Raw genomic sequence first — 22,682 nt, forward strand, 5'->3', positions numbered from 1 at the left:
TAATTATTTTATAACATAAATTTTTTTTAAGGATATTGTTATGAATACAAAATATAATAAAGAAATAGAAAATCAAATATATGAAATAATAAAAAAAGATAATCCTACATTTGAGGAAATAAGCAAAAAACTAAATATAAATTATGATGATTTAAAAAACTATATAAATAAATCAAGCAAAAAATATAAAAAGAGTTTAGTAAAAAAAATAAGAAAGGCAAAAGAAGAATATTTGAAAGATGTTAAAATAAAAATAGAAAATGCCTTGATAAAAAAAGCATTAGGATATTATAGTAAAGAAATAGTAAGAGAAATAAAAACTGATAAAGACGGTAAAGAATCAAAAACTAAAAAAATAATAAATAAATATAATCCGCCAAGCGAAAGAGCTATCATAGTATTTTTTGAAATTTTAAAAAATAGAAACAATAAAAGATTGGAGAAAGCAGAATTAAAAAGAAATATTCAAGAAGAAGATAGTAGAATTAACATAAAAGTTGGATTCGATAATTAAAGCAATAAAGGATCAGCTGATAACTTTAGTTGTCGGCTAATTACAAATAAAAAATCGAGTGAGTGATAGAGATTTTAAAACAAGATTTTTTTATTAAATAAATAATTCTAGTTATTAGTTACTTCTTTTAACAAATTATAATAATACTTTTTAATATGAAAAATATCCTAATATAATATTTCCTTGAGCGTTTTTATATTAGTATTACTTTACAGAATTATATTTAAATCTTCTGTTTTCTGATATAACTCTGCCTATAGCATTCATTATTAACCCTATAGCAAAAGATAATGCGGATAATATTAGTAAGCATATAGTTAGTATTGCTGTTGGAAATCTATCTACTTTTAATGTTTCAAAATATTCTATAGTTATGCTTATTCCTAAAGCCATACCAATAATAAACAATATAATGCTTATTATATTAAAAAATATTATTGGTTTTTCTGTCATCATTAAATATATAATAGTAAATAATATTCTAAATCCATCTCTAAAAGTATTAAGTTTAGAATGTGAACCTTCAGGTCTTTTAAAATACTTAGCGGGAACTTCTCCTACAGACAAACGCATTTGCAGAGCATATATTGTAAGTTCTGTTTCTATTTCAAAACCTTTAGAAGCAGCAGGAAAACTTTTTACAAATCTTTTAGAAAATATTCTATATCCGCTTAACATATCATTAAATCTTTTTCCAAATAATATATTTGCAAAACCTGTAAGCATAGCATTTCCAAAAGTATGTCCCTTTCTATGTACATCTTCATCTACTACTTCACGTGCAATGTTTAGCATATCAAGTTTTTTATCTAAAAAATACTCTATATGTTTTTTTATTTCAGATATATCGTACTGCATATCAGCATCAACCATTATATATATATCAGCATCAATATCAGAAAAAGCTCTTCTTACAACTTCTCCTTTTCCTTGATAATTAACCTCAGTAACTATAGTTCCAGCTTCTTTTGCTAATTTTACAGAATTATCTTTACTATTATTGTCAAATACATTTATTTCAGCTTCAGGTAAATATTTTCTAAATTCTTCTATTACTTGTTTAATTGTTATTTCTTCATTATAGCATGGTATTATCACAGATATTTTCATATATTGCTATTACTCCTTAATTTTTTAATAAAAATTTTTAATCCTCCAATATCATATATAAAAGTAATGAATGATATTAAAGAAATAATAGAAATATGTACTACAGGACTTATATACCTATATAGAGGAGCAGGAGAAAATAAAAGAACTATTATACATGTGGCCGCTGATGAAAAAGATACCAAAAAAGAAAATATTAAAAAATTATTATTAAATTTAAACATACAAAATAATGATATAAAAAATAAAACAAAAGATAATATAACAAAAAATGATATATTTATATCAGGTAAATATCTATAGAAAAAAGAATATATTTTTTCTTTATTTTTATCAAATTGTATGTTTTTATTATGTATTGAATTATAATATTCATTTGACATAAATGGAAATTTATATGTTTGTTGTATGTATTCAGGATCAAATCTATAATTTAATTTTCTTAAAAATGTACTCCAATCTTCTGTAGTGAATATGTATTTTGCATAATTATAAATATGTTTCATATAACTAATAGGGTGACTAATTATTGCTTTTACCCATACTTTTTTTATATTCTTTTTTATATTTGGATTAGGTGGTAATATTTTAAATGGGGCATTTCTATCAAAATTAACAGCATACAAATCAGCCAAAACGCTACCTCTTTCTGTATTATATATTTTTTTTACATCCTCAAAATTTCTTCCATCTAAGTACCAATTTTTAGGAATTAGATTTGAATCATTTGAATCAACTGCACAAGCTGATATTTGTATTAAAAAAGTATGATAAGTAGCTGTTTTTGCCCTATCTTCATCTATAAAAAATAAAGGAAAAATTTTTACCATAATTATTAATGATATTCCTAATACAAACATTATTGAAATTATTGATAGTATAAACTTTTTTACATTATTTATCTTCTCTATATTAATAAATAGATATATAAATAATATAGGATATACTGTAACAATAAAATTATGTCTCCATAATAATGCTATTAATGCTATAAATATAGATAATGCTTTTGTAAAAAATAATATTTTAGGATTTTTTATATTTCCTGTTATAGAATAGAAAATAATAGAAAGAGATAGCCATAAAATTAAAGTTGCCGTAAAATCTTTTTCAGAATTAATTTTAGTAAAAAAAATGTTTCCAAGAAAAGAAAGAAATATCAATAATATTACTAATTTATTTTTGAATTTTGTATAAAGTGAAACTATTATTAAATATAATCCAATGAACCATGATAAAATATTTATTAAAAATAGATAATATGTATCATATCCAAATATACTGTATAATATTCTTAATACTAAAGAAATAATTATAGGTCTCCAATTATCATAATTTTCTGTATATGCTCTCCATATAACCTCTGAGGTATCCCAGTATTGGTAATAACCTGGAAAAAATAACCAATATATAAAATAGAATAGAAATATAAAAATCAATATTAATGAGAATAAAAAATAATAATCATTTTTTAACATATATACTATATTATCTTCTTTTATAATTAATCCATTTATATTATTACTTTTGAATGATGTAATTGAACAATATACTTTAATTAAATAACATAGTATCAAAATAAAAAATATCAAGAATATAGCATATATAATATGACTTTTTATTTTTAAGGTATAAATAATATTATCAATCTTATTTTCATTTATTACTTTATCAGAGGCCAATATACCAAAAGGAGTGCCTATTGTATTATTCATATCTATTTTTTTTATGAATATATTATTATTAATAGATTTATTTGTATCGATGTAAACTTCATAAAAATCACTATTTTTAAATATTTTACTATAATATTTTATTTCAAAATTATAGCTATAGTTTGTAATTGAATCATTAGTATATATGTAATTTAGAAGCTCTTTATTATTTAAAGTATTTTTTAATGTAAATAATTTTTTTGTAGCATTTACATTAAAATTATTTATTTTTAATGTATTATCTATATTTAGATTCAAATCAGATAAATATCCTATCCTATCATTCTTTCCTAAAATAAATAATAAAACAAATATGAATATAAATAATGGTACAGAAACTATTATAATTTTTTTAATGATATTTCTATAATTGAAGTTATTAAAATAATAGATTATTTTCATTATATTTTTATATATATTGAATGATTTTAAGTTACATATTATATATATGATAGATATACAAAATATCAGAAAAAATATTGGTTTTATTTGTAATTTATAATCGATATTATCAATTTTTTCATCAACATTTAATTTCTTTGCAGTTACCAAAGTACCGAATGGAGTTCCATTATAATCATTCATATCTATTTTTTTTATATGTTTATTATTATTTAAAATACTTTGAATATTAGGATATACTCCATATATGTCATTATTCCTAAAAATTTTATTATAATAATTTATTCTAAAAGCGTAAGTATATTTTCCTTCATTATGAGATTTCAAATTGAAGTCAGAAAAATATCCTTTTCTAGAAATATTTCCTAATACGATTAAAAATAATATAAATATTAATAGAATTATACTAGTAGTTAATGAAATTTTCTTTAATTTATTTTTCATAACTACCCCATAATAATACAAGAATTGTATTTTAATTGATAAATTTTTTTTGTATTTTTTTTAGAAATTATATTTATTAAAGAATAAATGTTTGCTGTTTGCTGTTTGCTGTTTGCTGTTTGCTGTTTGCTGTTTGCTGTTTGCTGTTTGCTGTTTGCTGTTTGCTGTTTGCTGTTTGCTGCATAAACATTCCTATATTTAGATGATACTTAGAATATCATAATTACTAAAATTGTCAACATTATTTTATAAAATTATAATAATGCTTTTTACCCTGAAAAATATCCTGTGATAATGTTCTTTGAGCATTCTCATATTTAAATATCATCATATTTGAAACTTCACTATTATCTATAAGAGAATCATTTGTTGTATGATAAAATTTATTATAAGTGCTGATAGTATCATCAATTTCTTCTTTATATAAAAGAGATATCACACTATTTGTATAATCAACATTCAAATTAGCAGCTATGAATAAAGGTATATTTTCAGGAGTAAAATTTTCAGGTGCTTTATATGCTCCGTTGGTACCATCCCAAATAAGTACAGGAGAAGGTTTATAATCATTTAGAAAATTAGTTTTTATTTTCTCATCTATACTGGAACGTTCTATTATAGCTTTCAAATAAGGATAAAGATGATCATGTTTAAATATTATAATTGCATTAGGAGAATGTTTTAAAATGGTGTCTCTTATCTCTATAATATTTATAGCAGTCATTGCAGAATTATCAATGGTTTCTATTATATGAAGTTTATCATTACCTTCAAAATTATCCAAAAACTTTTTATTGTTTTCAGCAAAGTTTAAATCATTAGATAAATGCGAATCGGTATGTCCTAAAATAGTAAAGCCTGCAGCAAATACAGGACTTCCTAAATTATCAATATTTGTTCCCAAATATGTATTAATATTTGTAGTTCCTAATCCGAACAACTGAGATTTAAAACCTATTGAAGGATAGAAAGTTTTTAAATTATAAGTATTCAATGCTTCTTCTAATGCTATTGTATTATATCCGTTTTTTGAAAGAATATCCGGTAAAGTATTTTCTATCTTTTCTGACTGAGTTTTTGGATAAAGTGGAGATGATCCTGTAAGTCCTGAAAGCCTTGCATAAAAACTTCCGTTATTAACATTAGGAGCTATTTTTCTTGATGAGTCAGCCCATTTTCTGTATTCTTTTGGGAAAGGGTCTTTATTAAATAATTTTCTAAAATGTGAATAATCATAAAAAGATTCTAAGAATATTAAATATACATCTCTTTTTAAACCTTTTTTTAATTCCTCTATTTTTGATAAATCATTTGTGATTGATATTTCAAAATTAGTGTATACATCATAATAATTATTTTTTAACTGCTCTATATATTCATAATCTATATTTTCATTATTATAAACAAAATTACTGTTTTTAGATGAAGCCTCAATCAATATAGAATGCATATCATCTTCTATTTTTTTTATATTGTCAAAAATATTCTTTGTGGATTTTAAATAAAGTTTTGATACATCTCTTTTTGATTCATATTCTTTTAATAATTTTATAGAATCTGATACTAGTTCTTTGCTTGGCTTTATATTATTTAATCTGTCATAATTTATTCTATAATTGAGTGTATTTATTATACCATTTCTTTTAGCATTTCTTACAAAATCTATGCTCCATATATCTATATTCTTGGGCTTTAAAAATAAATAAAATACTGTGAATATTATAAAAGCTATCATCACTAAAGATGCTATTTTATTTCTCTCTACAAATATTTTATATATATTAAAAATAAATAATATTACAAAAGCTAGTAAAGAAGAAAAATATATTATGCTCACTGTGATAGTAATAATTTTTAAATGCATTGGAAGAACTGTAATAAGCGATGAATAAAGATTAGGCATATCTGAAAACAATATCACCATACTAAGTACAGTTAAACTTATTGACTCTATAGCAAAAAATGAAAATATTGACACTACACAAAATAAAGCTGTTAGTATTATCCTAATATTTTTAATATTGCCTAAATTAAAAGGATAGTGCACAAGCAAATTATAAGCTATCATTACAAAAAGATAAGTATATAAAAAATCATATATATTAAAATCAAGCTTCATCATAGAAAATAAAGGCATTATTAAATTTGAAGTTATCAAATATAATAAAGAATTAAGCACAAAAAAGAAAATATATGATTTATGATGATAATATATATTAGGTATTACATAAAAATAAATTGCCGGAAAAACTATTATAATAAAGAGCAGAAATAAAAATACATTTTTTTGTATTTTAACTGTATATTTAATATTTTCTATTTTATCATTTTCTTTTAATTGTATGCTTGAATCGCCTAAAACTAAATTTCCATAATAGCTTCCGCTCCATCTTATATTTGTAACATTATCAGGCATTTCATTTGTATTTGGATATACTCTATATATTTTATTGTTCTTAAAAATACTGCTTTCAAATTTCAATGTGAAATAATATTTATTTTCCAATATATGATTGAAATTTGATAAATATCCTACCCTCTCCACACTTCCAAGAATAGAAAAAATTACAATAAATAGAATTATTGCTAATATAAATACTAAATATGATAATAAGAATGTTTTTTTATTTTGTTTCATTTGTATTTTTTATATTTCAATTTCAATATTATAACAATAATTATTCATTTAGGTTAAATTAACGATTTATAAATATAGTATATATTTACTCGTTTTAATTTTATATATTATTTAAAGGTATTATTTTACTATTAAAAATGATTTCTTATAAGCAAAATGAACAATTTAGTATTGATGTTTTTATTTTAGCTTTTTTCATTGACAAACAGCCTTATTATGTTAAACTGAACAATGTTCACTAAATGTGAAAAATTAAACCAATTTAAGGAGTTTTTATGGTAAAAATGATAATTTTACTATCAATCATTTCTATATTTGCCGTTTCCTGCTCTTATCAGCATAGGCATTTAGTAGGCAACGGACCTCAGACAGGAGTTACTTTAACAAGAAAACAATGGTATGCTTTATGGGGATTAGTACCTGTAAACGATGTAGATGTTGAAAAACTTGCTGGAGGAAGTGAAAATTATGAAATATATACTAGAAGTAATGCCGGAGATTTCTTCATTAATCTATTTACAGGAATAATTGGTTTCACAAGCAGAACTGTAACTGTGAGAAAATAATCAAATAGAAAAATACAAAAAATGAAAACACTATATTTTATAATAACACTATTTTTAATATCATGCACAAATAATTCGTACAAAGATATATTTTCTAACAGAGATATAAATTTTAAAAAGTTAAGTTTAGATAATGATATATTATATCAAAACAAATACGATATATCGGATATTAAAGTAAAACTTATGCCTTTAAATAATTCTGTAAGATTAACTGATGAAGATAAAAATCATATAATAAAAAATACAGGTTATGTTAAAGATTTATATCATATAGAAAGTATATTTTGGGAAGAAAATACGCAAACCACTTGTTTAGTAGGTTATATGAAAAAAGATAATAATTCTTTAGAAAAACTTATAAACTATATAAACAAAATGGAAAGAGATAACAATATATTAAAAAACTATTTCTATATCAATGGGAAAAAGAATATACAGTATAAAATACAATTAGAAAATACAGTTCTATTTTATACTATATTCGAGGCTAAAGATTCTAAATATTTAGTTCTTAGTTACACTTTTCCAGAAAAGAATGAATACGCTTCAATGTATAATATTGCCAATTCTATCAATTCAGTAGAGTTTTATTAACAATAAACACCGTTTGGGGGAATTTTTTAAGTTCCCCCCACTAAAATATTATTATCAATTAAAGCCTATTAACAATACATTAATTCTTTTAACGCACGGTAAGCAAAATTTCTAATATAATAGAATTTATATTTCAAATTAATTTTATATATTTATACCCATTTGGCGTGCGGTGAGAATACAATAAATTTTAAAAAATTCTTGGGTGGGCAGCTATAATAACTGAACAAATTAATAAGACAAATGAAATTTAAATACCAGAAAAAACTATACCCTAAAGGGTGGGCAACTGTAATTCAATTCTAAAATTTTTATTATATACCCAGCCCTTTATTTTTTATAACTATATTTTAATTTTAGTTTTTTCAATTTTATTGTTTGTTGTGGATTTGCCCCCACACCCCCACTTCTTTTGCGACCGAAGGAAGTGCCTGTGGTATTACCACAAAGAAGCAGGCACAGCCCGCCTGTGGCGAAAGGCTACATTTGGGCTTTAATTTAACAAATTATCTTACATGTAAGACAATTTTAGTATTATTTAGTACTAATTTTTTACACTTGCACTTTTTGGTTCTTTTTGCGGCGGGAAAAAGAACAACCAAAAATTGAGAAACTTAAAAATTTTTAGTATAACTTATCTAGAAATTTTAGCACCCGCCCAAGTGTTGATTAAGTTTATAATTTATTTAACGCACGGTGAGTAAAATTTATATAATACAATAAGATTTGAATTATAGATAAAATTATATTTTAGGCTTTATTTAGCGTGCTGTGAATGTACTACAAATTTAAAAAAACATTAGTTCAGTAATCGGTTTAAAATTAAAATCCCAATCACTATTTACTAGTATTGTATGTCCGTCAATATCATCAAAATAAAATGTTATGCAGTTTTTGGAATATATACTTATAGATTCTAAACTTATTAATTTTATGAATTCTTCTCTTTCCATATTATGAGGTTTAAATATACTTTCTGCAGCACACTCTTTTAATTTACTGTCAATATCTTTTTTATTAGAGAATATTTTTTTGATTATATCAACGCTTTGTTTATTAAACTCTTCATCAATATTATCAAAGAAAATTGAAATATTACTCTCAGTCCAAGTCATCTCTTTCTTAAAACTGTTTATATCCTTATTAAGCACAAAATCACCTAATTCTTCATCTTTATAATAAATAATCTCTGAATATTTTTCTAATATAATATTTAAATCATTATCTTTATAGTTGGTATCAATAATATCTTCAAGTAAAAATCTAATATAGAAATCATCAGGATCTTTTTCTTTTCTTACTTTTAATTTTACTATGCTCTCATCTTTAAGAATTTTTAAATATTCTTCAGGTTCTTTAACTTTTTTATGAATGATAATATGAGTGTTTTCTATAATGACATTAGCGGAAATATTTTTTAAAGCTATAGCTGAAACAAATAAAGTATAATATTTATCCCAAGGTATTTTATTATATTTGCAGCATGACCTTTTTAGTACGAATGCCATGTCAAAAATTTCATCATCAAAATCTTTATTAAAATCTTCAATTTCTTTATCCATTTATATATCCTGTTAATATTGTAATATACTAGTATAAAATATCAATAATAATTTTTAAGACTTTATTAATATCACACCATTTATTATATATAAATAGAGTAGTAAATTTAATTTGTAAATATGTGCTTTTGCAACTTTGACGAAGTCCGGGAAAAGTTGATATAAAAATAAAATATAACTTATATGTTAATAATTATCCTTCTATATGAGCATCTTCAAAATTAAAATCATAGTCGCTGTCTACTGCTATTACATGTCTAGAGAAAATATCGCCGTCATCAAAATAAAATGTTATATTATTTTCGTATATAATAGTTATAGATGTTAATGTTATTAATTTTACAAACTCTTCTTTGCTTATATGAGGTTTGTCATCATCATCGTTCCAAGTGTTGGCATCTTCAATCAGGTTTTCTGATATATACTCTTTTAGTTTTTTATCAATATCTTTTTTACTAGCAAATATTTTTCTGATTATATCAACACTTTTTTTATTAACTTCTTCATCAATGTTTTCAAATGATATTGAAATATTATTATTATCCCACTCTATATTTTTATTAAACATGTTTATAGACTTATCAAGTTCAAAATCTCCCAATTCTTCATCTTTATAATAAACAGGCTTAGAATATTTTTCTAATATAATATTTAAATCATTATCTTTATAGTTGGTATCAATAATATCTTCAAGTAAAAATCTCATATATAAACCAGATGAATCTTTTTCTTTTCTTACTTTTAATCTTACTATTGTTTTGTTTCTGAATATTTGAAAATAATGCTTTGTATCTTCAATTTCTTTTACTATAAGTAAATTTTCATTTTCTATAATTTCATTGGTAATAATATTTTTATATGCAATTGCAGATACCAATAAAGTATAATATTTTCCTTTTGATTTACCGGCGGATAAATTTTGCTTTTTTAAAACGAATGCTATGTCTAAAATTTCATCGTCAAAATTTTTATTAAAATCTTCAATTTCTTTATCCATTTTTATATCCTATTATTAAGTAGTTTATTATAGTATATCTAATACTTTACCGGCCTTTTTTAATACATTTTTAGCGGCCTTTTTAACCTTCTTATTTTTAACTTCTAAATATATTTTATTTATTAATGATAATGCAAAGCTGCTTCCATTCAAAGCCATAGCATATACTGCATAAGCTGCTAATTCTTCACTATCATTCATATCACTTGAAGCCCAATCTTCAATTTGTATCTTTAATTGTAAGAGTTTATCTTCAGTCTGGAAAATACAATATGGAATAAGTATGTTTTTTAATTTTATATCATATGTTGTATAAGATATATTAGTAGTCTCCGACGGTAATTGTAATAGTTTATCTTCAGTTAAATTATTATATTGAATAAATATATTTTTGATTTCTGTATTTGATTTATTTTTAATCCAATTTGTATATATATTATTAAGTGCATTTCTAAATGAATCAATATCAAAAAACTCTGCTATTTTGTTGCAGTCTTTTAGTATAGAAGGTTCTTTTAATGCAGCATATTCCATAAATACATACTTAACTATTTTTAATGGAGATACAGTTTTCTTGTCTTTTAAGAGAATATTAGAAAGTATATTTTCGTCTATATCTTTTATTAAAATTTCATGTTCTTTATTATACTGTTTATTTACATATTCTTCTATTTCATCAATATTTTTGAATTTGAAATCAGCATCAATTTTTTGTAAGTCCCAATATTTAATTATTTCTTGATAAATTTTTATTGATGATTTTTTTCCTTCAACTGCTAATTTTTCTACTTCGCTTCTTATAGAAATTCCGTAATTCTTTATTATTAATATGCAGTGATTTTGTATTCTTTGATCTCTTTCTGTATCAAGAACTTTGAAAACAAAATCAAATTTATTATCTATTAAACTCCTTAATTCATCACTAAAAATAGCATTAATAAATGATATAGTACATTTAGTATTTTCTGTTATAGAGTTTATGAATGCTTCTTCTTTTATAATATTTTTTGTTTCTTCTAAATTGTTTTTTATAAGAGTTATAATATCATCTTCCGACTTTATAAATAAATATATATCTTTTAATTGTACCTCTTTCTCATTAACCAATTTTTCTTTAATTTCTAAAATATTTTTATTATAGAATATTTTCTGAATATAAATATAAATTTTGATGTATATTCTATAATACTTTAATAATATATCCGTAATTTTTGATGCTTCATCATTTATTTCATCAAATAACATTATAGCTGATAAATAAGCACTATAACTGCCATTAGGCTTTTCTTTTATATATTTAATACTTTTGGAAATTATATCATCAAAACTTTTAATAGATTCTCTTTTCTTTAAGAACTCTAAAGATATTTCTTTTAACTTTTCTATAATAGAATTAGCATTTATATTATATTTATTATCATTTACTGCAAGCATAATTGCTGAAAGCACAACATAATCAAGATATAAACATTCTAATTTTGATTTTTCTATTATCTCATAAAGTTTATAGAATGTTGTTTTGTCTTCAATATATAGTTTTTTTAATTCCACTGTTAAAGATGAAGTACAATGGGTATTTCCGCCGCAATATATTTTGTTTAAGAAAATATATTCTTTAGGGAAAGAGCATATTTCTAAATATTCATCTGCAACTTCTCTTGCTTCAAAATAATGATATGTTGGATCTTCTGAATATTTTTTAAAGAATCTTTTACATAATTCTATATTAGTTATCATTACAGAATCTAAATTTACAATAAAATATATTATGTTATTATCTTTATTTAAAATATTTATTAATCTTTTATAAACTTCTTCATCTTTATCAACTATAGTAAAAAGTAATGATATAGTTTCTTCATCATTTATTTTTAGCAAGTCTATATAATTTAATAATTGTTTAATGAGGCTTTTATCATCATCTCTATTTATGATATATACCAAAATAGTTAATAATAAATGAGGCTCTTTTTCTAATAATACTTTACTATCATTTTTTACTTTTTCTAAATATTCATTAAACTCTTTACCTATATAATTTTCTAATATTAAAAACCTATTAAAATTCTTATTTTGTATTTTTATGTATTCATATCCTTTATTATTTTTTAACTGAGATTTAGAATATTTTTTATCATCTATATATATTTCTTCAATATCAATATTATAACTTTCTATTAAAACTTTTTCTAAATCTTCCCCAGAGCATAATCTTACAATCATATAAGTAGTAATTATTATATAATTAGGATTAGGATTACCTTTGTATATATCTTTAATTATTACTTTGGCATACCTAGACAGTACTTCTTTATCTCCTTTTGAAGTATTTTCATCAAAATAAAATTTGAAAATTTCTTCTGCATAATAAAGATAATTTTTACTTAAAGTAGGACAGCTATTTGATTTTCCGTAAAAATAATCAAGGAATGCATCCTTATTATTTTCATGAGAAAACATTTCTTCAAACTTATTTCTTATTTTTTCTTCATTACTAATACTATTTTTCATAAAAACCAACCTATTAACAATATTTTTCATGTAGTATAATTATTTTTTTTATTCTGTCAAATTTTATTATTATGTTTGTTTACTGTAATATTAAATAATTGATATAAATTGTTTTTAAGATATGCATAATATCTTTATATATAATTTTTTATTGTATCACAAGTTAAAGTGTTATTATATTAAAAATTTATTTAACGCACGCTGAGTAAATTTAGTATATACCTAAACAACTATACTCTGTCAAAAAATAAAATTATATTTTCTTTTTTATATCTGGGGCTTTGCTGCGAAGCACACAGTCGTGCCATACCCCACTTCTTTTGTTGCCACAGGCGAAGCCCGCCTACAGCGAGAAGCAAAAAGGCTACATTTGGGCTTTAATTTAATAAATTATATTACAGGCAAGATAATTTTAGTATTATTTAGTACTAATTCTATCCTTGCATTTTTTGGTTCTTTGACGCTGTCCGCCTTTGGCGTGCGGCGGGAAAAAGAACAACAAAAAAATTGGCAAACTTAAAAATTGTTAGTATATAATAAAAATTTAAGTTTCTAACACATACAATTTTTACATTTAGTTTATTTTCAGAACTAGCCCACGAAAATTATAAAACCTGCATACATTTTTATAATAAATATATGCAGGTTATAAAAGTCTTTACTTCATAAAATAAGATTTTACTGTTCCGTATATTGATGAAGTAAATCTTTTGTTAATGTCTAAAGGATTTATATATTCTTCTGCATTGCAGTTTCCGTTTTCATCTAGCCTGTGGAAAGCAATATTTTTAAATGTTACTTTTTCGTTAGCCTCTATTCCAAACCACATATATTCAAAATCTATACGGCATGCAATATTTAATATAGAGTCTTTTAATTCATAATAAGTATAGCTTCCGCCGTCTTCAATATCTCTGCTTCTTTCAAATGACATTTTATTTGCCATTGACATTATTTCGCCTGCTGTTATTTCCTGATCTTCAAAGGAAATGATTTTGTTGTTTTTTATATGCTCTTCTTTTACTTCTTCAAATAATAAGTCAAGCTGATTTATAGGCTGTGATATTTCGTAGTCGCTTAATTGAGTTTTCCATTTTGATAATTGTTCTTCGTCTAATTCTATAGGGTGAACTAAAGTAATATTCTTTTTGTTTTTAAGACTGTCTTCAAATATATATTCTTCTTCATCAAAAGTGTTGAAAGAACCGTCTTCCATGTATCTAAAACTTTCTATCAAATTATTCTTTTCATCATAAACGCCCCATATAAGTTTTAAAGCAAATATATTCATTATAGGGTTTTCTACAAAAAGCTCAGTAAAAGTTTTATAAGACCATTTTCTTCCGTTTAATAAAACTTTATTTAATCTTGTTATTTGATTAGAAGTTATCATTTTTATATTTTTCTTTATCAAAGTTAATTCTTTTTTAGATGCATCTGCAGTTTCTTTATCGTCTTTGCTGTTTGGTGCAGGAAGTGATTTTAAAACTTTGTCATTTGAATCTGTTACTTCGATAGTGAAATCATTTTTTATTTGAAGTTTAAATACTCTGTTTGCTTCTCCTCCATAATGAAGTTCTCTCATTCCTTTTTTATCAAAGTCCAAATCTGGAATTATTTTGTCTATTAGTTCATCTTCTGAAATCTCTAATGCTTTTGCAGTCTTTTTTAATGCATCTTTAGCAGCATTTTTTACTTGATTATTTTTAATTTTTACAGACATTGTATCAACTAAAACCAATGCAAATTTGCTTGCATTTAATGCTATAGCATATACTGCATGAGCGGCTAATGCTCCTCTTGCATTCAATGCCCATTCTTCAATTTGTGTTTTTAATTTTAATAGTTTATCTTCAGGCTGGAAAATACAATATGGAATAAGTATATTTTTTAATTTTGTATCTGCTTTGTTGTTGAGCCAATTTGTATATATATTATCAAGTGCATTTCTAAATGAATCAATATCAAAGAACTCTGCTATCTTGTTGCAGTCTTTTAATATAGAAGGTTCTTTTAATGCAACATATTCCATAAACACATACTGAACTATTTTTAAAGGTGCTTTAGTTTTCTTGTCTTTTAATAAAATATTAGAAAGTATATTTTCGTCTATATCTTTTATTAAACTTTCATGTCCTTCATTATAGTATTTATTTAAATATTCGTTTATTTCGTCAACACTTGTAAATTGGAAATCATCATCAAACTTTTGTAAGTCCCAATATTTAATTATTTCTTTATAAACTGTTCTTGATGCTTCTTTTCCTTCATTCGCTAATTTTTCTACTTTGCTTCTTACAATGCTTTCATTATTACTGATTACTGATACACAATGCTTTTTTATTTCTTTTGATTTTGCTGTATCAAGAACTTTGAAAACAAAATCAAATTTATTATCAATTAAACCGCTTAATTCATCACTGAAAATACAATTAATAAATGATATAGTACCGCTAATATTTGCTGTTATAGAAGTGATAAACGATTTTTCTTCCATAATAGATTTTGTTTCTTCAACATTATTTTTTATAAGTGTGATAATATTATCTTTTGAATCTAATAATGATAAATAAATATCTTTTAATGGTACTTTTTTATCATTAACTAATTTTTCTTTAGCTTCCAAAATATTTCTATTATAGAATATTTTCTGAATAGAAACATAAATTGAAATTTTGCCGTATATTCCGTAATGCTTTAATAATTTAGTAGTAATTTCTGATGCTTCATCATTTATACCGTCAAAGGACATTATAGCTGATAAATAATGACTATGATTAGTGTAAGGTTCTTCTTTTACATATTTAAAGCTTTTAGAAGTTATTTCATCAAAACTTTGAATAGGCTGCATTATCTTTAATAGCTCAACGCACATTGTTTTGAGAGTTTCTACAATAGAATTAGTATCGATATTATATTTGTTATCACCGCTTGCAAGCATAATTGATGAAAGCATAGCATAATCAAGATATAAATTTTCCAATTTTGATTTTTCTATTATCTCATAAAGCTTATAAAAAGTTTCTTTGTCTTCATCATATAATTTTTTTGCTTCTACTGTTAAATATGAAATAAAAAGAGTGTTATTATTAACTATTGTGTTTAACAAAATACATTCTTTAGGGAAATTGCATAGTTCTAAATATTCAGGTATAAGTTTTTGTGTGTAGTAATAATAGCCTTTATCCTCTGAATATCCTTTAAATAATCTTTTATATAGTTTTATAGTTCTTGTCATATCTTTGTATATATTCACAAGAAAATAAATCATATTATTATCTTTATTTAAAATATTCATTAATCTTTTATAAACTTCTTCATCTTTATCAACTATAGTAAAAAGTAATGATATAGTTTCTTCATAATTGATTTTTAGTAAGTCTATATAATTTAATAATTGTTTTATGAGGCTTTTATCATCATCTCTATTTATGAGGTATACTAAAATAGTTAATAATAAACGAGGTTCTTTATTCAATAATGCTTTATTGTCATTTTTTACTTTTTCTAAGTATTGATTAAAGTCTTTATACACATAGGCTTCTAATTCTGAAAACTTATAAAAATTATTTACTTGTATTTGTATATATTTAGATGCTTCATTATTAAGCAAAGTTGCTTTAGAATATTTTTTATCATATATAGTTCTTTCATACGTATTATTATAACTTTCTATTAATGCTTTTTCTAAATCTTCACCAGTGGATAATCTCAAAATTATATGAACATTTTGGTTTTTGTATATATCTTTTATTATAGCTTCAGCGTATCTTGACAGTGCTTTTTTATCTTCTTCTTTAGTATTTTCATCAAAATAAAACTTAAAAATATCTTCAGCTTCATAACCATAATAATTTCTTAAAGTAGGGCAGCTGTTTGATCTTCCGTAAAAATAATCAAGGAATGCATTCTTATTGTTTTCGTATTGGAATATTCTTTCAAACTTATTTCTTATTTGTTCTTCATTACTGATATTATTCTCCATATATCACCTCGTCAATAGTATTTTTATATAGTATAATTAATTTTCTTTATTCTGTCAACTGCGAGCTGTTATCGTAGGTATGCTTCGCAGCAAAGCCCTGCAAATATTTTAAATTAAAAAAATTATTTTGGCAAAATATAATTGTTTAGGTATATACTGAAAATTTTTAAATTTTCAGTATATTTTAGATACTAAAAATTATTTATCCATAAAATGCTTATATCCTAAATCTTTTGACTTTTGAAGATACTCTTTACTTTTCTTTTCGCATTCTTCTTTTGAATATCCGCTTATATTTTCATCAAGTTTAGCATATTCATCGTATACAAGATGTAAATAGTAGTAGGTTTCTCCTATGTTTTCTTTAGTTCTAGTATTTCCTATAGATTTATTAAAATACATTTCAGAATTATTTAAATCAACAGTTTTTTTATCTTCTTTATATTTGAAATACAATAATATACCATAATTATTTATTAATTCTAAATCATTAGTATATAGTTTTAAACCTTCATTTAAATATTTTTCTGCTTGTGTCAAACTTTCTTTGTTTTCTTTATTTATTTCATAATGATTTAAATATAAGAATGACATATTTATATATGTACCATAATCATTGTTATCAATTCTTAAAATATGATTATAATCTTCTAATGCTTTATCAAAATATTCTTCATCTTTAGTTTCTTTATATTTATCTGAATATAAAACACCTCTATTGTTCAAAGAATCTGTATCATTTGAATTATATTCATTTATTATTTCTGTATAAAGTTTTATAGCTTTTTCTTTATTATTTTTATCATTTTCTCTCAAAGCTCTATTAAATAATTCACTTACTTTAGCTCTGTCAGCATTTATTTTTGACTGTTTGGTTTGTTTTTCTATTTTCTTTAATGTTGATTCTATTTCTTTGGCTTTTTTATTTAATTCTTCTAGAGTTTGTTCAGATTCTTCTTTTTGTACTTCTCTTTCTTCTTTCATTTCTTTTAACATTTTTTCTGCTTCTTCTTTTATTCTCTCTATTTCAGATTTTAAATCTTTAGCTTCTTCTTTTTGAGTATTTCCTTCTATTTTTATTTTCTCTATAATATTTTTACCTTCTTCGCTTTGAGCCTTTCTTTCTTCTCTCATTTCTTTTAATAGTTTTTTTGATTCATCTCTTATTTCATATATTTCAGATTTTAAATCTTCAGATTCTTTTTTATTACTGTCTATTTCTTTTTTTATACTATTTACTTCATTTAGAGTATTATCTTTTGTCTTTATTGCATCATCTTTTATTGTTTCCATTTCACTAAGCAGACTATTTTTTATATTGTCAAAATCCGATTTTAGATTTTCAATATACTCCTTATTTTCTTTTACTAATTCTCCAATATTATTAAAACTATTTTCCGCTTTTGATTCTAAGTCTTTTATAATAAGTTCCGACTGCTTTTGATTGCTTTCCATTATTTTATTATTGGCGTATATGCCTAAAATTGTGAATATTATCATTATTAATGATAAAAATGCGAGCCAGAAAGTTACTGTATTTATTGAAAAGTCTTTACTGTCTTTTAGAGTTTCTCTAAGTAAATCTATATTAGGTTTGAATGCTTCTTCTAATGTATTTTTTATAAACTCTTTATTTTCAAAACTTTCATTTGTAACCATTTCTTTCAAGAACTCATAATAATTGCTTAATTGTATTTGTGAATTTGTTTCAAACTTTCCAATACTATAATCCATTGATTTTTTTATTGAAGAAGAAAATAATAAATATATTATAATCAATGCTATTAAAAATATTGAACATACAACAATATATAATATGAATGTGGTATTATTTCTATTATTTAAGTTATTTGTATTATCAGACATATTTTATCCTATTATATTTTGAATATACTGAAAATTTTTAAGTTTGTCAATGTTTTTGTTGTTCTTTTTCCCGCCGCACGCCACAGGCGGACTTCGTCAAGAACCAAAAAGTGCAAATGTTAAATTATTACTAAATCATACTAAATTTGTCTTACAGGTAAGATAATTTACTACATTTAAGTTCAAATGTAGCCTTTTTGCTTCTCGCCGTAAGTGTACTTCGTATGTGGCAACAAAAGAAGTGGGGGCTAGTCCCCACAAATAATAAAATAATTTTTGGCAAAATATCATTGTTTAGGTATATATTATATAACTAAATGAAAAAATATAAACAATATTTAGTTCATGATTTAGTTTGATAATGTTTATTCTATACTAACCGCACGGAGAACAAAGCTATAAATATAATTTGATTGTCATTTATAATTTTTCTATATTTAAAATTTGGTTTAGCGTGCGTTAGATAAATTCTAAATTTAATTAATGCTTGGGCGGGTGCTGAAATTTATAAGTAAGCTATAAAGATAGTTAATATTAAAATTCAAAAATTAGTTATAAAGTATAAAGGGCGGGGAATGTAATAAAGTTTTAAAATTTAATTACACTGCCCCACCCTCTAGGCTTTTTATTTTTTCTGCTATTTAAATGTCATTTTTCTTTTTGATTTGTTCAGTTATTATAGCTACCCACCCAAGATTTTTTAAATTTATAGTATACTCACCGCACGAAAAACAATTATAAAAAATACAGTTTAATAAAGTAATACAATTTAATTATATTTACAATCTCTTTACCGTGCGTCAAAGTAAATAAAGTATAAATATAATTATTTTATTAGTATTTTCGAAAATTTGACGAAGTTTGATTTAGCATAGGTAAAAAAAGTTGATATAAAAAAATATTTTATTAAAATAATTGAAATATATTTAGATAATTAATACTATACTATATTCAAATAATACCAATAATTAAATATTTTTATTTAAGGAATAAAATTATGAATAAAGAAGAAGCTAAACAAAAAATCGAACAATTAACAGAAACTATTAATTACCATAACAAACTTTATTATACAGATGATAACCCTGAAATAGAAGACTATGAATATGATAAACTTTTCAGGGAATTAGAAAATCTTGAAAGAGAGTTCCCAGAATTAAAAAAAGATGACAGCCCTACTAATAAAGTGGGAGGCACTATATTAGAAAAGTTCGAGAAATTTGAACACCCTATTGCTATGTACTCACTTTCTAATGTTATGAATGAAGAAGAGTTTTTGGAATTCGACAACAGAATGCAAAAGGAACTTAATCAAAGCAAGATTAAATACACAGTTGAAAATAAATTTGACGGACTTGCTTTAGAGCTTATTTATGAAAAAGGAAAACTCACAGTTGCAAGCACAAGAGGAGACGGACAAGTTGGAGAGAATGTTACCAATAATGTTAAGATGATGAATAATGTTCCTAAAAGCATAAAAGAGAAAAAGAAACTCATTGTAAGAGGCGAAGCATTAATAACAAAAAAAGATTTTGAAGCATTAAATAAAGAAAGAGAAGAACTTGAAGAGATACCTTTTGCAAATGCTAGAAATGCAGCTTCCGGCGGATTAAGACAATTAGACAGTGCTGAAAGTAAAAAAAGAAGATTAAAATTCTTTGCTTATCAGATTGCTAATTATAAAGATTTTGATTTAACTAATGAATATAAATCAATGGAGTTTTTATCAGAATTAGGATTCACAGTTGAAGGCGTTCACCCAAATATTGATGCTAAAAAAGTATTAGAAACTTATTATGATATACAAGAAAAAAGAAGCAAAATGGATTATGAGATTGACGGACTCGTAATTAAAGTTGATGATGTTAAGCATCAGGAGAAATTAGGATTCTTGTCACGTGCCCCAAGATTTGCAGTAGCATTCAAATTCAAGCCTGAAGAAAAAGAAACTGTATTAAAAAATATTGAGGTTCAAGTCGGACGTACCGGAGCATTAACACCAGTTGCTAAATTAGAGCCTGTTCAAGTTGGAGGTGTTACAGTTTCAAATGTTACACTTCATAACCCTAACGAGATAAAATCAAAAGACATAAGAATCGGCGATACTATTGTAGTTATACGTTCCGGAGATGTTATACCAAAGATCACAAGAGTAGTATTGGAAAAGCGTCCTGCAGATAGTAAGCCTTTTGAGTTCCCTAAAAAATGTCCTGTTTGCGGAGGCGATACTGCTGTAACTGATGGCGATGTAATTGTAAGATGTATTAATGAAGAATGTCCGAGCAAGATAACTAGATATATAGAATATTTTGTTTCAAAGCCTGCTATGAATATGGAGAGAATAGGAAAAGAGTGGATTGCAGTATTTACAAAAAGCGGACTTGTTAAAACTCCTGCTGACCTTTACAAAATAACAAGAGATGATTTATTTAAATTTGAAAGAATGGGGGAAAAATTAGCAGGATACATGCTTGAATCTATTGAGAACAGTAAAAACACTACTTTAAAAAGATTTATATATGCATTAGGTATTCGTCAGGTTGGAGAAACTACTGCTGACTTACTAGCTAAATATTTCACATCAATAGATAATTTCAAAAAGGCTACTATTGATGATTTACAAAATATTGAAGGAATAGGCGAAATAAGTGCTAAAAGTATTTACGATTTCCTTCATAATGAAAAAACATTAAAATTGATAGATGATTTACTTGCAGCAGGAGTTAATCCAGTATTTGAAAAAGTTGTAACAGTGGAATCTCCTCTCACTGGAAAGAATGTTGTAATAACAGGTTCAATAGAAGGATTTACGAGGAATTCTGCAAAAGAGGCTGCTGAGAGATTAGGTGCAACTGTTCAGTCTGCTGTATCAAAAAACACAAACATTCTAATTGTTGGAGAGAAAGCAGGAAGCAAACTTAAAAAAGCTCAGGATTTAGGCGTAGAGATAATGGAAGCTGATAAGTTTATAAAGCTTGCTAATGGGTAATAACAATTTTTAAATACTAGAAATTAAATATAAAAATTAAGACTGCAAATAAAAGTGTTTGCAGTCTTTTTTATTATATCCTAATTTATCACACTTTAATAGTTAAAACTGTATATGCAAAATTATATTTTTATTTTAATATAAGAAGTATGTCTGATAAAGTTTTTATTATATTTCAAATCTATTTAACGCACGGTTAGCTAAATTTATTATGAAATTTAAATGTTATTATTAATTGACTTATATTTATAATTTTACTCTTTGTGCGGTTAATAGATTATAAATTTAAATAAACTAGGGCGGGTACTAAAAAATTCTTAATTAAACCAAAAAAGAAATTAAAACAAAATTAAAAAGTAAATCAATAAAAATAAAGGGTGGGGTATGTAATAAAAGTTTTAAAATTTAATTACACTTGCCCACCCTTTAGGCTTATAGTCTTTTATGATATTTAAATTTTATTTTTCTTGTTAATTTGTTCTGGTATTATAGCTTCCCACCCAAGAATTTTTTAAATTTATTGTATTCTCAGCGCACGTTGAATTGGTATAAATATATAAATTAATTTGAAATATAGACTTTATTATATTTTGAAATTTTACTTACCGTGCGTTAATAAAAATTGTTATTGGAATTAAATAAATGGAGCGGGCGAACGGAATCGAACCGTCATCTTTAGATTGGAAGTCTAAGGTAATAACCATTATATGACGCCCGCGATAAAAACAACTTACTTTTAAGTATTAAAATTATAGCATAATAAAATAAAAAAATCAAGGGCTAAAT

At 24.0% G+C, this 22,682-nt stretch carries 12 protein-coding genes and 1 tRNA gene; 4 read left to right on the forward strand and 9 right to left on the reverse strand.

The annotated features are described in order from the left end of the window. The first annotated feature begins 40 nt into the window (after positions 1-40). Positions 41-514: a hypothetical protein gene (locus BINT_RS13360; protein ID WP_014489098.1), complete on the forward strand. Its 474-nt coding sequence runs from the start codon at positions 41-43 to the stop codon at positions 512-514. A gap of 204 nt (positions 515-718) precedes the next feature. On the opposite strand, the gene BINT_RS13365 is transcribed toward BINT_RS13360, so the two are convergent. The 3 genes from BINT_RS13365 to BINT_RS13380 all read right to left on the reverse strand — a co-directional run bounded on the left by BINT_RS13365 (position 719) and on the right by BINT_RS13380 (position 6,823). After that, positions 719-1,624, reverse strand: a complete 906-nt coding sequence (locus BINT_RS13365) for a glycosyltransferase family 2 protein (protein ID WP_014489099.1) — start codon at positions 1,622-1,624, stop codon at positions 719-721. Then, positions 1,621-4,185 carry a hypothetical protein gene (locus BINT_RS14475; RefSeq protein WP_014489100.1) on the reverse strand — a complete coding sequence of 855 codons (2,565 nt, stop codon included), beginning with the start codon at positions 4,183-4,185 and terminating at the stop codon, positions 1,621-1,623. Before BINT_RS14475 ends, BINT_RS13365 begins: the two co-directional genes overlap by 4 nt. A 241-nt stretch (positions 4,186-4,426) precedes the next feature. Next, the gene (locus tag BINT_RS13380) at positions 4,427-6,823 is read right to left on the reverse strand and encodes an alkaline phosphatase family protein (RefSeq protein ID WP_014489102.1); all 2,397 of its coding nucleotides are present in this window, start codon (positions 6,821-6,823) and stop codon (positions 4,427-4,429) included. A 275-nt stretch (positions 6,824-7,098) separates the two neighbouring features. On the opposite strand from BINT_RS13380, the gene BINT_RS13385 reads away from it, so the two are divergent. Continuing rightward, positions 7,099-7,389, forward strand: coding sequence for a Bor/Iss family lipoprotein (locus tag BINT_RS13385; RefSeq protein WP_014489103.1), 291 nt, complete (start codon positions 7,099-7,101; stop codon positions 7,387-7,389). 21 nt (positions 7,390-7,410) lie between these two features. Next, on the forward strand, positions 7,411-7,986 hold the full coding sequence (locus tag BINT_RS13390) for a hypothetical protein (RefSeq protein WP_014489104.1): 576 nt from the start codon (positions 7,411-7,413) through the stop codon (positions 7,984-7,986). A gap of 788 nt (positions 7,987-8,774) precedes the next feature. On the opposite strand, the gene BINT_RS13395 is transcribed toward BINT_RS13390, so the two are convergent. From BINT_RS13395 to BINT_RS13415, 5 genes are all read right to left on the reverse strand, one after another. Beyond that, positions 8,775-9,548 carry a DUF2262 domain-containing protein gene (locus BINT_RS13395; RefSeq protein ID WP_014489105.1) on the reverse strand — a complete coding sequence of 258 codons (774 nt, stop codon included), beginning with the start codon at positions 9,546-9,548 and terminating at the stop codon, positions 8,775-8,777. 193 nt (positions 9,549-9,741) lie between these two features. After that, complete coding sequence (locus BINT_RS13400; RefSeq protein ID WP_014489106.1) at positions 9,742-10,545, reverse strand: DUF2262 domain-containing protein; 804 nt, start codon at positions 10,543-10,545, stop codon at positions 9,742-9,744. Between the two features lie 27 nt (positions 10,546-10,572). Continuing rightward, complete coding sequence (locus BINT_RS13405; protein ID WP_014489107.1) at positions 10,573-13,056, reverse strand: hypothetical protein; 2,484 nt, start codon at positions 13,054-13,056, stop codon at positions 10,573-10,575. A gap of 658 nt (positions 13,057-13,714) precedes the next feature. Further along, positions 13,715-17,041, reverse strand: coding sequence for a DUF4132 domain-containing protein (locus BINT_RS13410; RefSeq protein ID WP_014489108.1), 3,327 nt, complete (start codon positions 17,039-17,041; stop codon positions 13,715-13,717). A 198-nt stretch (positions 17,042-17,239) separates the two neighbouring features. Continuing rightward, positions 17,240-18,907, reverse strand: a complete 1,668-nt coding sequence (locus tag BINT_RS13415; protein ID WP_014489109.1) for a tetratricopeptide repeat-containing protein — start codon at positions 18,905-18,907, stop codon at positions 17,240-17,242. 997 nt (positions 18,908-19,904) lie between these two features. Between BINT_RS13415 and ligA the strand changes: the two genes are divergently transcribed. Then, entirely contained in the window at positions 19,905-21,896 is a 1,992-nt protein-coding gene (gene ligA, locus BINT_RS13420) for an NAD-dependent DNA ligase LigA (RefSeq protein ID WP_014489110.1), read from the forward strand. Between the two features lie 643 nt (positions 21,897-22,539). Here the strand turns inward: ligA and BINT_RS13425 are convergent. Next, a tRNA-Gly gene (locus BINT_RS13425) sits at positions 22,540-22,614 on the reverse strand. Between the last annotated feature and the right edge of the window lie 68 nt (positions 22,615-22,682).

Source organism: Brachyspira intermedia PWS/A, assembly GCF_000223215.1.
Taxonomy (GTDB): domain Bacteria; phylum Spirochaetota; class Brachyspiria; order Brachyspirales; family Brachyspiraceae; genus Brachyspira; species Brachyspira intermedia.

Coding starts and splice junctions, on each gene's coding strand:
- BINT_RS13360 (WP_014489098.1), top strand. CDS start 41: ATGAATACAAAATATAATAAAGAAATAGAAAATCAAATATATGAAATA.
- BINT_RS13365 (WP_014489099.1), bottom strand. CDS start 1,624: ATGAAAATATCTGTGATAATACCATGCTATAATGAAGAAATAACAATT.
- BINT_RS14475 (WP_014489100.1), bottom strand. CDS start 4,185: ATGAAAAATAAATTAAAGAAAATTTCATTAACTACTAGTATAATTCTA.
- BINT_RS13380 (WP_014489102.1), bottom strand. CDS start 6,823: ATGAAACAAAATAAAAAAACATTCTTATTATCATATTTAGTATTTATA.
- BINT_RS13385 (WP_014489103.1), top strand. CDS start 7,099: ATGGTAAAAATGATAATTTTACTATCAATCATTTCTATATTTGCCGTT.
- BINT_RS13390 (WP_014489104.1), top strand. CDS start 7,411: ATGAAAACACTATATTTTATAATAACACTATTTTTAATATCATGCACA.
- BINT_RS13395 (WP_014489105.1), bottom strand. CDS start 9,548: ATGGATAAAGAAATTGAAGATTTTAATAAAGATTTTGATGATGAAATT.
- BINT_RS13400 (WP_014489106.1), bottom strand. CDS start 10,545: ATGGATAAAGAAATTGAAGATTTTAATAAAAATTTTGACGATGAAATT.
- BINT_RS13405 (WP_014489107.1), bottom strand. CDS start 13,056: ATGAAAAATAGTATTAGTAATGAAGAAAAAATAAGAAATAAGTTTGAA.
- BINT_RS13410 (WP_014489108.1), bottom strand. CDS start 17,041: ATGGAGAATAATATCAGTAATGAAGAACAAATAAGAAATAAGTTTGAA.
- BINT_RS13415 (WP_014489109.1), bottom strand. CDS start 18,907: ATGTCTGATAATACAAATAACTTAAATAATAGAAATAATACCACATTC.
- ligA (WP_014489110.1), top strand. CDS start 19,905: ATGAATAAAGAAGAAGCTAAACAAAAAATCGAACAATTAACAGAAACT.